Source organism: Streptomyces sp. NPDC057623, assembly GCF_042800355.1.
Taxonomy (GTDB): domain Bacteria; phylum Actinomycetota; class Actinomycetes; order Streptomycetales; family Streptomycetaceae; genus Streptomyces.
This window is the reverse complement of the sequence record NZ_JBHVGZ010000013.1, coordinates 180,592-193,281: the sequence shown is the minus strand read 5'-3', so window position 1 is coordinate 193,281 and position 12,690 is coordinate 180,592. Positions and strand designations below refer to the sequence as shown.

Sequence of the window (12,690 nt, the reverse complement as noted above, 5' to 3'; positions counted from 1 at the left end):
GACAGGTCAGCCGGAGCTGACCTGCAGTTCCTTCACACCGTTGATCCACGCGGAGCGCAGTCGACGGGGGTCCCCGACCAGCCGCAGGTCGGGCATGGCGTCGGCCACGGCGTTGAAGATGAGGTCGATCTCCAGGACCGCGAGGGACTTGCCCAGGCAGTAGTGGGGGCCGCCGCCGCCGAAGCCGAGGTGGGGGTTGGGGTCGCGGGTGATGTCGAAGGTGCCGGGATTCTCGAAGACCTCGGGGTCGTGATTCGCCGAGGCATAGAAGATGCCTACCCGCTCACCCTTCTTTATGCGCTTTCCGCCCAACTCCGTGTCCTGGGTGGCCGTGCGCTGGAAGGAGACGACGGGGGTCGCCCAGCGGACGATCTCCTCGGCGGCCGTCGCCGGACGCTCCCGCTTGTACAGCTCCCACTGGTCGCGGTGGGTGAGGAAGGCGTGCATGCCGTGGGTGATGGCGTTGCGGGTGGTCTCGTTGCCCGCGACCGCCAGCATCAGCACGAAGAACCCGAACTCGTCCGAGCGCAGGTTGCCCTCGTCCTCGGCCGCCACCAGCGTGCTGACGATGTCCTTCGCCGGGCACGCCTTCCGGTCGGCGGCCATGTTCATCGCGTACGAGATGACCTCGGTGGCCGACTCCTGCCCGACCTCCTCGGTGATGGCGTACTCGGGATCGTCGTACGCGATCATCTTGTTGGACCAGTCGAAGATCTTGGCCCGGTCGTCCTGCGGGATGCCGATGAGCTCGGCGATGGCCTGGAGGGGCAGTTCGCAGGCGACCTCGGCGACGAAGTCGAACGGGCCGGAGCGGTCACGGGCGTTCGCGGCGATCGTCAGCGCGCGCGTGCGCAGGCGCTCCTCCAGGGCCCGGATGGCGCGCGGGGTGAAGACGCGCTGGACGATCTGGCGGACCCGGGTGTGCTCGGGGGGATCCATGTTCAACAGGATCAGCCGTTGGGCGTCGATGGCGTCGCGCTCGATGCGCTCGTTGAACCGGATGATCGCGGTGTTGAGGGCGGACGAGAACAACTCCGGGTGTGTCGACACGTACTTGACGTCCGCGTGCCGGGTCACCGCCCAGTAGCCGTCGTCCTGGAAGCCGGCCACGTTGCCCGACTGCGGGATCCAGCGGACCGGTTCGGCCCGGCGCAGCTCGGCGAACTCCGGGAGGGGTACGCGGTGGTGCAGCAGATCGGGGTCGGTGAAGTCGAACCCGTCGGGCAGCGCTGGACAGGTCATGGACAGCTCCTGACGGTCCATCAGCAAAGTGGGTCGTCGTGACGGTAGTAACGGGTTCTACAACTGGCAATAGCCATGAACGTCCCAGTTGCCTGCACACCCCTTGCAGCCACTGACCTTCCGTCAGCACACTGAAACGCAGAACTAGAACGCGTACCAGTTCTGCCCAGCCCCGCCCTGACTCCGCAGAGCCCTCGGAGAGGACCCGCACCCATGGCTGCCGAACCCGTGATCGTCGAAGCCGTACGCACCCCGATCGGCAAGCGCGGCGGCGCGCTCGCCAACCTCCACCCCGCCTACCTCCTGGGCGAGACCTACCGCGAACTCCTGGGCCGCACCGGTATCCCCGCCGACTGCGTCGAGCAGATCGTCGGCGGCACGGTGACCCACGCCGGCGAACAGTCCATGAACCCCGCGCGCACGGCCTGGCTGACGATGGGCCTGCCGTACGAGACGGCGGCCACGACGGTCGACTGTCAGTGCGGCTCCTCGCAGCAGGCGTCGCACATGACGGCCAACATGATCGCGGCGGGCGTCATCGACGTCGGGATCAGCTGCGGCGTCGAGGCGATGTCCCGGGTGCCGCTGGGGTCGGGGTCCAAGCACGGGCCCGGGAAGCCGTTCCCCGATGAGTGGAATGTGGATCTGCCGAATCAGTTCGAGGCGGCTGAGCGCATCGCCCGCCATCGGGGGCTCACACGCGAGAACGTCGACTCACTGGGGCTGCTCTCGCAGGAACGGGCGGCTGCCGCCTGGGCGGAGGAGCGCTTCAAGCGGGAGACGTTCGCCGTCCAGGTCCCGACCACGGAGGACGAGCAGCGCGCCGGGCAGGGCATGTGGCGCCTGGTCGACAAGGACGAGGGCCTGCGCGACACGTCGATGGAGGCGCTGGCGCGGCTGAAGCCGGTCATGCCGACGGCCGTTCATACGGCGGGCAACTCGTCCCAGATCAGCGACGGCGCGGCGGCCATCATGTGGGCGTCGAAACGGATGGCCCGCGCGCTGAAGCTACGACCGAGGGCACGGATCGTGGCCCAGGCCCTGGTGGGATCCGACCCCCACTTCCACCTCGACGGCCCGATCGACGCGACCAAGGCGGTGCTGGGGAAGGCCGGGATGTCACTGAAGGACATCGACCTCGTGGAGATCAACGAGGCTTTCGCGTCCGTGGTGCTGAGCTGGGCGCAGGTCTTCGAACAGGACCTGGAGAAGGTGAACGTGAACGGCGGCGGGATCGCGCTCGGGCACCCGGTGGGAGCCACCGGGGCCCGGCTGATCACGACCGCGCTGCATGAACTGGAGCGCGCCGACAAGGAGTTCGCGCTGGTCACGATGTGCGCGGGGGGTGGACTGGCCACCGGGACGATCATTCAGCGCCTGTAGCCTCACCGCATGAGAACACGCACCCTGAGGTTTGGCTTATACGCGGACGAGCAAGGGCTCGCCTGGGTCAAGGGACTCGTGGACGAGGTCGTGGGCGCACGCGAGGCCCGGATCGTCGGCGAGACGGTCGAACACTCCGCTGACGCGTACGACCATCTCGCGGAACAGTGGGGGTGGGAAAACCCCGGCCAGAGCAGCGGCGCCCGGGAAGCGGTCGAACTGCGCGTCCGGTTGGCCTGCTCCCTGCGGACGTGGCGAACGATCCGCAAGGCCGTGATCAGGGCACTGTGTCCTGAAGGGACCGGGCCGCACGTCTGCCGGGTCCCCTGGGCCGCCGCGTGAGCGCTCCGCGCTAGTTGTGCGCCGTCCAGTTGACGAAGGTGGTGAACGTGGCGGGGTCGAGGGTGAGGATCGGGCCCGCCGGGGTCTTGGAGTCGCGGACGGCGAGGGTGGTGTGGGGGGTTTCGGCGATCTCGACGCACTGGCCGCCCTGGTCGCTGCTGTGCGAGGACTTGCGCCAGGCCAGGGGACCGAGCGGCGCGCATTCGACGCAGTTGCCGCCCTGGTCGCCGCTGTAGCTGGACTTACGCCACTGGATCCCCGTCAGCATCTCGGTGCTCTCCATAACGCTCCTCCATCAAACGCCGGATCAACTCCGCCGATTCCTTGAGGGAGAGGGCGGCGGCCTGGAGATGATCGTATCGGAGCGAGCAGTCCTTGACCGTGTCCGGGTTCGCGGTCGGATGCCCGCTGCCATAGCCCTCTGTGTAAACGATGGTCGGATCGCTCGCGAAGCGATAGACGTCGAACGAGCCTTGTAGCCCCGCGTGCGCCCCAGCTGAGAACGGCAGCACCTGGATGTTGATCCGGGGATTGTTCTCGAATGACAGCAAGTGGGCGAGTTGGTCCCGCATGGTCTCCCGGCTGCCAATCTCCTGGCCCAGCGCGGCCTCACTGAGAATCACCCAGAAGACCGGGGATACCTCCTTTTCGAGGATGCGCTGACGGGCGAGCCGTACAGCGGTGCGGTCGTCAAGGTCGGTCTTGTCGAGGACACCGAGTACAGAACTGGCGTAGTCCCTCGTCTGGAGCAGGCCGGGCACCATCTGGATCTCGAACGAGCAAATTTCGACGGCTCGCGCTTGCAGCTCCGCCACCTGCTGAAACCAGGCCGGAAGCTGACTGCGCATAACCAACTCATGCAGCCGCGACAGCGCCCCACCCGTCCCCAGCGCGATATCCACCCGCTCACTGAACGGCAACGTAGGCAACTTCCGGGCGGTTTCGATCTGGCCGACCAGCGACCCCGTGCAGTACACGATGTCCCCGAGCTGCTTCTGCGTCAGGCCGGCGGCCTCCCGGTGGCGGCGTAGCTCGAAGCCGTAGTAGTCGAGCGGCGAGGCGCCCGGGTCAAGGGTGTTGATGTGGGTCACGCAGAACCCCTCTCACGCAACTCGGCCCACTTCGGGACCCGTTGTATTCCAGCCGTAGCCCAACGTAGTCGTGCGAGGTCAGGCTCGTATCGTGAATCGATACATTCCCCCCACCTACACGGCTCCCTTCCGCCACCAGTACCGCCTGCGCCTCACCGTCGGCGAACACTCGGCCCGGCACATCCGCGCCATCGCGCGCTCGCTGCTCGACGAGTGGGGCATGCGCGAACTGACCGACGCGGTGGAGCTGGGCGTGACGGAGCTGGTCGCCAACGTCGTACGGCATGTTCCGGACCGGCGCTGTGAGGTGCTGATCCTGCGGCAGACGCGCGGGGTGCGGGTCGAGGTGGCCGACGGCTTCGGTCAACTCCCCGTGTTCTGCGGGGAGTCGATGCCGGAGGACGAGGGAGGCCGGGGCCTGCTGCTGCTCGACGCGGTGTCCGACAAGTGGGGTGTGGACCGTCGACACGATGGCGGAAAGTCGGTGTGGTTCGAGTGCTGGGGTGGAAAAAACCCCGCGTGTTGAAGCGAGATGAGCTGTTCGCGACAGTGCTGTCGCGGGTGCTGGACGATCCCGAGATCACGGCGAGCCTGGACAGGAGCGGCGGCGTCAGTGTGGAGCAGCTGCGCGTCGCCGCACAGGAGCGGCGGGTCGAGATACTGAGGCAGACCAGGAACGAGGAGGCCGCCTACGAACAGGCCGCGTCCAGAACGCGCGTCGAGGGCGGGCTCCTTCTGCTGCTGTTGGCGGCCGGCGCGCTGATCCTGCTGGCGCTGCTCGCGGTGGTCGTGGCGTATGCCTGGAACGAGGCACTGAAGGAAGCTCCGGTCGATGCCGTTTCCGTGCCGCTCACGTCCGCCGCGGGCAAGGGCTTCGAGTTTCTCGTGGGCATGGTCGTCCTCACGGGCGGGGTGGCCATCGTGAGCTGGGGCGCCTACTACGCTCTGTCGCCCGATGCCCGTGCGGGCGTACCAGCGGCGGAGGACCGTCAGCTGGCCGTCTGCACGGCGGTCACGTACTGCTTCATGGCGGTGGCGATCGGGGTCGGCCTGGGCGGGTATCCGGCGGAGGTCGCCTGGCAGCTCCAGCACGACAGGCGACTGGGAAGCGACGGCGGGTACGACTGGGCGATCTGGATCACGCTGGCCGCAGGGGCGCTGTTCGCCCTTCCCGTAGTGGTGGTCGCGAGACTCGCTCCGGACCGGTCCGAGTACCCCCACACCTTCGACCGCTGGCTCGCCGTACTCGAAGTCGGACCAGGGCAGCAGTTGGAGGCCCAACAGGAGGCCGCCGCCGAGTGGGAGGAGGCCGTGCGACAGGCCCTGCTGGGCTTCGCACGGGAGCAGATCAGCGAACGCGCCGAGGGTCTGCTCTCGACCGTGCTCACGATCAGCGAGGCGCCGGGCCTTCGGCAGCTGCGCCCCGGCCTGGAGCACGTACCGACCAGAGCCCATCGTCAACTGACCCTGATTAGTGCGGGGATGGAGAACGGCAGCGTCGCGCTGTCGGGGCCGCGCGGCGTGGGCAAGACACAGCTGCTGAGCGTGTTCTGCGAGGGCGAGGAGGGGGCTCCCTCGACGCAGTTGAGCCTGGTGGAGTCGGTGCCGGTGCTCTTCGACCGGCGGGAGTTCATGCTCCATCTGTTCTACAAGCTGTGCGAGCGCGTCATCAAGGAAGGTCTCGGCACCGCGCCGGAAGCCGAGCGGCACAAGCGCTCGATCCGCTATCTGCAGACCCACTCCGACGAAACGGGCCTCAGCGCCGGGTGGCGGAGCCTGAACCTGGCGGCGAAGCGGGCGACCGCGCACGCCCAGCAACCGCAGACGTACCCCGAGATCGTGGACAGCCTGAAGGGTTTTCTCGGCAAGACCGCGCTGCGGCTCCGCCAGGAGAGCCCGGGCCGACGCCTGGTGATCGGTATCGACGAACTCGACCGGATCGAGCCGGCCGCGACCGCCCGCACCTTCCTGAACGAACTCAAGGCGGTGTTCGACGTACCGAACTGCCTGTTCGTGCTGTCGGTCTCCGACGAGGCCCTGCGGGACGCGGAGTTGGCGCCGATCGGCCGACGGGACGCCTTCGACAGCGCGATCGACGAGGTCGTCCGGGTCGAGCCGCTCGATCAGCGGGAGGCCGAGCGGTTGCTGGGCCGCCGGGTGGTGGGCCTGCCCGTGCCGTTCACCGCACTCTTCTACTGCCTGTCGGGCGGCATGCCGCGCGATCTGCTGCGGACGGCACGCGCGGCGATCGCGTACGTGTCGCCGGAGCAGCCCCGTCCGCTCTCCGACCTCGCCGCCATGCTGGTGGACCGCGAACTGGACCGTGTCGCCCACTCGGCCGGGGGCGCCGAGGGGTCGGCCGAGCTGGCGCAGCTCTTCCGCAAGGACGTGATCGCCGAACACGGCGGACTCGGCGAACTGGGCGGCGTGATCCAACAGCAGGCCGGGGCGACCGGCGACCTCGCCCGCATGGGCGCGACGCTGGCCAACCGCGCCTATCACCTGGACACGGTGCTGAGGATCTTCACCACCGACCTCACCCGCGAGCTGACCCTCACGGCCTCGGATCCCGCCTTCTCCGGCTCCTTCTCCGCCCTCGCCAGGGCCCAGCGCGAGATCGGCACGGCCGACAAGCTGGCCCGGTCCACACTCCAACGGGTCCGGACAGCTTGGTCATTGCCGCGCCTGCCTGCCGTACCTCCCGTCCCTCCTGCCTGAGGTTGCCCGGGCTCTCCGCCCGCCAGTGAACGCTTCACCTCGGTTCCACGTCTTCGATCACGTGGCCCAAGCCGAGCAGCTCACTCGCGCCAGACCCACCGAGCCGATGCCCCCTGCCCGGAACCCGACGCGGTCTGGTGGGCCTTCCTCGCCACCGGCGGCGGCGACCTGGCCGCCCAGTACGCCTGGGCCGGCTTCACGGCACGGCACGGGGACTCGGCCTACAACCTGTTCTGGTACGGCGGCACGCACACCGCCAACTACAGCCTGATCTCCCCGTACCTGATGGCGGGCTCGGCGTGCGGGCGGTCACCGTCGTCTCCGGTGTCGTGGGCTCCTGGCTCGCGGCCCTCCTGATCACCCGTGTGAGAAGTCGGCACGGCGCTGAGCTGCTGTTCCAGGTGCTGACCGAACGAGAGGAGAAGAACAGCGTCGCAATCGCGCCGAAACCAGCTGACACTGGCGGTCGGGCAGACAGACGCTCCTACTCCGGTCCGAGGAGGGACGCGCTCGACTTCCCAGGCCCGGCCCTTCCTCGGCCGGAGCGGCATGGGGCACTGCTCCGCGACTTCGAGCTGCTGACCACGCCGGCGCGCGTTTCGCGGAGGTCGGGGATGTGGGGTGAGGAGTTCTGAGCGTCAGAAGGCCAGAGCGGTGAACGCTTCGTCCACGAGGCCGGGCAGATCCAGCTGGCCGTCGGAGGCGGTCCAGTGGTCAAGGGCCACGTTGAGGCATTCCAGTGCTGCGGAGGCGCGTGCGGCGTGGGCCAGCGTCGTCGGCTCGGACTTGCCGGTGCGCTCGGCGAGGGCCTTCGCGAGAGTCGGCCGCCATCCCTTCTGTTTCTCCAGGTGGCGCGCGCACAGGGCAGGGGTGTCCTGGACCAGCCGCGTGATTTCGAGCGCGCTCTGTGGGTCCTGCCGGTAGCGCTCCATCAGGGTGTCCAGTGCACGCCGCAGCGCGGTCCAGTCGTCCTCGGTGGCCGGGCGGGCGCGCAGCGCCTCGGCGACTTGCTCGCCGTGCGCGTCGAAGGCGCTGAGAACGGCCTCCTCCTTGTTGCCGATGTAGCGCAGGAATGTGCTGCGCGAGACGCCGGCGGCGGTGGCGAGGTCGTTCACGGTGACGTTCTCGTACCCCTCGCGGCGCACCAGGTCGAAGGCCACCTGGGCCAGCTCGGCCCGTACGGCACTGCGGGCGATGTCTCGGGTGCTGGTGCGGGTCACGGCTGGGGTCACGCCTCTGATGCTACTGCAGAAAAGACTCAAGATTGCAGTCCTGAGTGCCTACGTCTACTCTGACACAATGTTTCATCAATGGATCGTCGTGTCCGAGAAGCGCTCATGGGTCACACACGTGCACACCGGCTGGACGCTGCGCGCCAGCAGTGCGACAGCACGGACCGCGCTTCACCCCGGAGATGGCTGACTACTCCGCGCTTGGCATCACCAGCGTCAACACGCCCCGCCCCGCCGGGCACCCCCGCATCACCCAGACCAACCAACTGTTCAAACCGGAGGCATTCGCATGACCACCTCATCCATCCTCATCGTCGGCGCTGGAGCCACGGGGCTGCCCGTCGGCTACCACCTCGGGCTGGCGGGAGCCGACATCACCTTCCTGGTACGGCCGGGCCGCAAGGCGGCGCTCGGCTCCGCGCAGCAGCTGTACTGCTACGACGACACCGAACTGAAGACCTTCGGCAACTACCACGTCGCAGATGACGCGACAGAACTGACGGAAAGGGACTTCGAGTTCGTCATCATCACCCTGGACGGACACACCAGCCGGACGCAGGAGGGCACCGAGTTGCTGCGCAGCCTGGGCAAGGTGGTCCGGGCCAGCGACGCACACGTCATCATGTGCGGCTTCGGCCTCGGAGTCCGCGAGCACCACCTCCAGGCCCTGAGCATCGAGGAGGACCGGCTCACCCACGGATTCCTGGGCATGCTGAGCCACCAGGCCGCGGCCGACCTGCCCGTGCATCCGCCGACGGACCCGGCGACACTCGCGCAGGCCAGCGTTTGCTACCGGCATCCGGCGAGCCGGATCGGCTTCCGCATCGAGACGGGCAATGCGGCGGCCGCCGGGCGGTTCGCCTCGCTGTACGAACGCAGCGGCCAATCGCAGTGTGCGCAGATCCCCCGCGCCGTCGACGACGTCCTCTCCAACGCTGCCTCGCCGGTGTATGTGGCTGGCGAGCTCGCCGGCTGGCCCGACTTCGCGACCCTGACGCGGGACGAGGAGCTGTGGAATCTGGCCTGCAGCGCCCAGTCCGAGATCATGACTCTCCCGCGCCATGGCGCGACGGGGCAGCAGATGGCCAAGGCCATGGGCCCGCGCGAGACCGCCCAGGCACACCAGAGCATCGAACGGGACATGCTGCCGCTGGACTACCAGGCGTTCAATCGCTTCCACCATGGCGGGAAAGTCCGCGCCCAGGACGTCGAAACCCTGCACGACTGCCTGGCCGAAGGCCGCCGCACCGGCCATGCCATGCCAGCAGTTGAGGATCTACTGGAGCGGCTTGAGGCAGACCATGCCGATGAGCAGGCACAGTGACATCAGCCTGACCGTCCGCCTGCCTGAAAGGTGACGGGTGGAATCCGGAATGTTGCCCCCGACCCGGCAACGCCGCCCCTCCTCTCTGCAACCCCTGCCCGCCGGCACCCGCTTCTGCCGCCCTCGCGACCATGGCGAGCCCGGTGGCCGGGCTGTTCCTGGCGGTCGTGGGGGCCGCGTTCCTCCTCACCCGGGACTACCGCGGCGCGCTCGCCCTGCTTCTCCCGCCCGCGATGACCGTCGGCGCGACGACTCTCCTCTTCACCTTCGAGGGCGAGCAGTTGATGTTCGCGGACCGCGTCTGGCCGCCGTTCTTCCTGGGGCCGGCCGTCACCTTCCTCGCCCCGCGCGCGTGGCGGGCGCTTCGCCGAACTGTTCGCTCCCGCGGCGCTGTCGGCCGTCCTGATCGCCCAGCCCCGGCCGGCGAAGGTCCGCCGGAGGCTGCTGGTCACCGCGCTGGTCTTCTCGGTGGCCTGGGTCGGCAAGAAGACGGGCGACGATCTGTACGTCTCCACGAGGGTGCCCGCCTGGGCCGGCGAGACCAGAGGCGTGGTCCGCGCCCTCGGCCGGCTCGGCGCCGACCGCACCCGCGTCGAGGTCGTCCCGGCCCGCAACCACCGCGAGGCCAGCGGGCTCGCCCCGCACGTCAACATGGCCCGCGGCTGGAACCGGCAGCTCGACATGGAGCGGGCCCGCCTCTTCTACGACGGCTCCTTCTCGGCCGCCACCTACCGGGCGTGGCTGGACCGCTGGGCCGTCGGCTACGTCGTCCGCTCGGCAAGCCCGACGGATACGCCAAGGCCGAGGCACGTCTCGTACGCGATCACCGGCCCGAGTGGCTGGAGCCGGTCTGGCAGGACGCGCACTGGCGGGTCTTCCGGGTACGCGACGCGGTACCACTGGTGTCGGACCCCGCGAGCGTCGTGTCGACGTCCAGCGCCGACGTCGTCGTCCACATGCCGAGGGCGGGCACCGCCATCATCCGCGTCGCCTACTCACCATGGCTCCGCGTGGACGGCGGCGGCTGCCTGAGCCCACAGGGCGAGTTCACCCGTCTCACGACCGCCGCCCCCGGCGAGTACCGGCTCAGCTCGGAGTACGGTCCCGCACCGGAGCCGGGGAGCTCCTGCTGACCAGGGGCCTCGGCCGCCGCCCGTGGGCCCTGGAACAGGTACGTCACCCCGAAGCCGGCGGCCACGACGGCCGCGCCGCCGGCCGCGTCCAGGATCCAGTGGTTGCCGGTGACGACGATCGAGGTGAGCGTGAAGAGGGGGTGCAGCAGGCCCAGGGCCTTCAGCCACCATCTGCGGGCGAGGATGAGGATGACCAGGCCGCACCAGAGGGACCAGCCGAAGTGCAGGGACGGCATCGCCGCGTACTGGTTGGTGAGTTCGGTGAGCGTGCCGTAGTCGGGCCGGGAGAAGTCCTGGGTGCCGTGGACCGTGTCGATGAAGCCGAGGCCGGGCATCAGGCGGGGCGGGGCGAGCGGGTAGAGCCAGAAGCCGATCAGGGCGAACACCGTCGCGGAGCCGATCGCGGTGCGGGCCCAGCGGTAGTCGACGGGGCGGCGCCAGTAAAGGACGGCGAGGATCGTGAGCGGGACGCCGAAGTGGAACGACTCGTAGTAGAAGTCGCAGAAGTTCCGGAGCCAGTCGACCCGCACGACGGTGTGGTTGGCCCAGTACTCGATGTCGATGTGCAGGGCGCGTTCGACGGAGTGGACCTGCGCGCCGTGCTCCTCGGCGGTCGCCCGGCCCGCCGAGTTGGAACCGCCGGCCGCGGCGAGGCGGATCTGCGCGTACACGTCGTAGGTGACCCGGATCAGCAGCAGCTCGAAGAGCAGGTTCGGGCGACTGAGCACCCGGCGCAGGAACGGCACCAGCGGGATGTGCCGGAAGCGGGAGGGGACCGGGTCGGCGTACCGGGTCGGCAGCGGTGTCCGCCAGTACGGCGACGTGCGCGACAGGAACGGGACGACGGCGGCCGTGGCGAGCGCGGCCAGGAGGACCAGGTCGGCGCGCAGGGGGCGGAAGACCGCCTGGTCCGGCAGCATCATCCTCGCGGGCAGCGTCATCACCAGGACGACGGCGACCGGCCACACGTACCGGTCGCCCGCCCGCCTGCCGACCTGCCCGACGACCGCGAGCAGCACCCACAGCAGCTGGTGCTGCCAGGCGGTGGGGGACACGACGATGGCGGCGCAGCCGGTGATCGCGACGGCGAGGAGGAGCTGTCCGTCGTGGGCGTAGCGCACGGCGCGGCGCATCGCGAGGACGGCGACGGCGGCGCCGAGGAACAGGAAGAGGGCGATCTCCAGGGGGCCGGTCAGCCCCAGCCGGAGCAGGGCGCCGTGCAGGGACTGGTTGCCGAGGTCGTCGGCGCTGCCGCCGAGGCCGACGCCGGCCATGTGGTGGACCCAGTACGTGTAGGAGTCGTGCGGCATCGCCGCCCAGGCGAGCACCGTGCTCGCGGCGAACGTGATGCCCGCGGTGAGCGCGGCCGGGCGCCGGCCGGTGAACCACAGCAGCGGGGCGAACAGCAGCAGGGTCGGCTGGAGCGCGGCAGCGAGGCCGATCAGCACGCCGCCGGCCCGTTCGCCGCGCACGGCGAAGCAGCCGAGCAGGACGAGCAGCACCGGCATGATGCTGGTCTGGCCGAGGTAGAGGGTGTTGCGCACCGGCAGCGACAGCATCAGCAGGCTGATCGCGACGGGTGCGGCGAGCAGGGCGGTCCGCCGGCTCACCGGCTGCGGCAGGGCGCGGGCGGCGACCAGGCCGAGGGCGACGACGAGCAGCAGCGTGCCGAAGCTCCAGCCCCAGCCGAGGGCCTGTTCGGCTGCGCGGGTGAGGGGTTTGAGGACGAGTCCGCCGAAGGGCGTACCGGTGAACTGCGTCGACTCGTACAGCGAACCCTTCACATGCAGGACGCCTTCCGGCCCGACCCAGGTCTCCAGGTCCGTCAGCCGTTCCCCGCGCGGGGTACTGAGGACGACGGCCAGCTGCCGCACGGCGAGTATCGCGGCGATCAGCCACAGGCCGAGCCGCGTCAGGCGCAGGCGTGCCTGGACCGTGCCGACGGCCGTGGCTCCGAGTGCCTGCGCCGGTCGCCCACCGTGCTCCGCATTCACGCCCCGTCGGCCTCCAGCCCCGGTCGTTTCACGTCCCACGCGTAAGGAATCCCTACGAACCCTAAGCGGCCCACCCCCTCTCAAAGCGCCGCAGACACCCTCATTTCGCCCGCACCTTTCCCCCCTTTTGCCCCGATTGACGATAGTCGCGGGTCGATACCCGCGCCTCCGGTGGGGCCGCCGCAACGGAACCGAGCCGTCCGCCGTACCGTCTGATGCCCTGGCGTCGGC

General features: G+C 69.4%; 11 protein-coding genes and 1 pseudogene. 7 read left to right on the top strand and 5 right to left on the bottom strand.

Annotation, left to right across the window (positions count from 1 at the left end; all coding sequences use genetic code 11):
- Positions 1 to 6: 6 nt before the first annotated feature.
- Complete coding sequence (locus tag ACFU95_RS16815; RefSeq protein WP_383827820.1) at positions 7 to 1,242, bottom strand: cytochrome P450; 1,236 nt, start codon at positions 1,240 to 1,242, stop codon at positions 7 to 9.
- A gap of 213 nt (positions 1,243 to 1,455) precedes the next feature.
- On the opposite strand from ACFU95_RS16815, the gene ACFU95_RS16810 reads away from it, so the two are divergent.
- Both ACFU95_RS16810 and ACFU95_RS16805 read left to right on the top strand, forming a co-directional pair.
- Complete coding sequence (locus tag ACFU95_RS16810) at positions 1,456 to 2,625, top strand: steroid 3-ketoacyl-CoA thiolase (RefSeq protein WP_383827818.1); 1,170 nt, start codon at positions 1,456 to 1,458, stop codon at positions 2,623 to 2,625.
- A gap of 9 nt (positions 2,626 to 2,634) precedes the next feature.
- Positions 2,635 to 2,967: a hypothetical protein gene (locus ACFU95_RS16805; protein ID WP_383827816.1), complete on the top strand. Its 333-nt coding sequence runs from the start codon at positions 2,635 to 2,637 to the stop codon at positions 2,965 to 2,967.
- Positions 2,968 to 2,977: 10 nt separating this feature from the next.
- On the opposite strand, the gene ACFU95_RS16800 is transcribed toward ACFU95_RS16805, so the two are convergent.
- Together ACFU95_RS16800 and ACFU95_RS16795 are read right to left on the bottom strand one after the other, a co-directional pair.
- A complete protein-coding gene (locus ACFU95_RS16800; RefSeq protein ID WP_383827814.1) occupies positions 2,978 to 3,250 on the bottom strand; it encodes a DUF397 domain-containing protein in 273 nt (90 codons plus the stop codon).
- On the bottom strand, positions 3,210 to 4,058 hold the full coding sequence (locus ACFU95_RS16795) for a helix-turn-helix domain-containing protein (protein WP_383827812.1): 849 nt from the start codon (positions 4,056 to 4,058) through the stop codon (positions 3,210 to 3,212). Before ACFU95_RS16795 ends, ACFU95_RS16800 begins: the two co-directional genes overlap by 41 nt.
- Positions 4,059 to 4,149: 91 nt before the next feature.
- Here ACFU95_RS16795 and ACFU95_RS16790 point away from each other — a divergent pair, with 91 nt between their 5' ends.
- The 3 genes and pseudogenes from ACFU95_RS16790 to ACFU95_RS16780 all read left to right on the top strand — a co-directional run.
- A complete protein-coding gene (locus tag ACFU95_RS16790) occupies positions 4,150 to 4,584 on the top strand; it encodes an ATP-binding protein (protein WP_383827810.1) in 435 nt (144 codons plus the stop codon).
- Positions 4,578 to 6,776: a P-loop NTPase fold protein gene (locus tag ACFU95_RS16785; RefSeq protein WP_383827808.1), complete on the top strand. Its 2,199-nt coding sequence runs from the start codon at positions 4,578 to 4,580 to the stop codon at positions 6,774 to 6,776. The genes ACFU95_RS16790 and ACFU95_RS16785 overlap by 7 nt, the downstream gene beginning before the upstream one ends.
- 129 nt (positions 6,777 to 6,905) lie before the next feature.
- Positions 6,906 to 7,141, top strand: a pseudogene (locus ACFU95_RS16780) (hypothetical protein); the annotation flags it as partial.
- 273 nt (positions 7,142 to 7,414) lie between these two features.
- On the opposite strand, the gene ACFU95_RS16775 reads toward ACFU95_RS16780, so the two are convergent.
- Positions 7,415 to 8,008, bottom strand: coding sequence for a TetR/AcrR family transcriptional regulator (locus tag ACFU95_RS16775; protein ID WP_383827806.1), 594 nt, complete (start codon positions 8,006 to 8,008; stop codon positions 7,415 to 7,417).
- Between the two features lie 289 nt (positions 8,009 to 8,297).
- Here ACFU95_RS16775 and ACFU95_RS16770 point away from each other — a divergent pair, with 289 nt between their 5' ends.
- Together ACFU95_RS16770 and ACFU95_RS16765 are read left to right on the top strand one after the other, a co-directional pair.
- Positions 8,298 to 9,332, top strand: a complete 1,035-nt coding sequence (locus ACFU95_RS16770; protein ID WP_383827804.1) for a ketopantoate reductase family protein — start codon at positions 8,298 to 8,300, stop codon at positions 9,330 to 9,332.
- Between the two features lie 468 nt (positions 9,333 to 9,800).
- Positions 9,801 to 10,364 (top strand): hypothetical protein, encoded by a 564-nt coding sequence (locus ACFU95_RS16765; protein ID WP_383827802.1) that lies wholly within the window; start codon positions 9,801 to 9,803, stop codon positions 10,362 to 10,364.
- Here ACFU95_RS16765 and ACFU95_RS16760 read toward each other — a convergent pair.
- Entirely contained in the window at positions 10,324 to 12,459 is a 2,136-nt protein-coding gene (locus tag ACFU95_RS16760) for a bifunctional glycosyltransferase 87/phosphatase PAP2 family protein (protein ID WP_383827799.1), read from the bottom strand. The two genes, ACFU95_RS16765 and ACFU95_RS16760, sit on opposite strands and share 41 nt — an antisense overlap.
- Between the last annotated feature and the right edge of the window lie 231 nt (positions 12,460 to 12,690).

Coding starts and splice junctions, on each gene's coding strand:
- ACFU95_RS16815 (WP_383827820.1), bottom strand. CDS start 1,242: ATGACCTGTCCAGCGCTGCCCGACGGGTTCGACTTCACCGACCCCGAT.
- ACFU95_RS16810 (WP_383827818.1), top strand. CDS start 1,456: ATGGCTGCCGAACCCGTGATCGTCGAAGCCGTACGCACCCCGATCGGC.
- ACFU95_RS16805 (WP_383827816.1), top strand. CDS start 2,635: ATGAGAACACGCACCCTGAGGTTTGGCTTATACGCGGACGAGCAAGGG.
- ACFU95_RS16800 (WP_383827814.1), bottom strand. CDS start 3,250: ATGGAGAGCACCGAGATGCTGACGGGGATCCAGTGGCGTAAGTCCAGC.
- ACFU95_RS16770 (WP_383827804.1), top strand. CDS start 8,298: ATGACCACCTCATCCATCCTCATCGTCGGCGCTGGAGCCACGGGGCTG.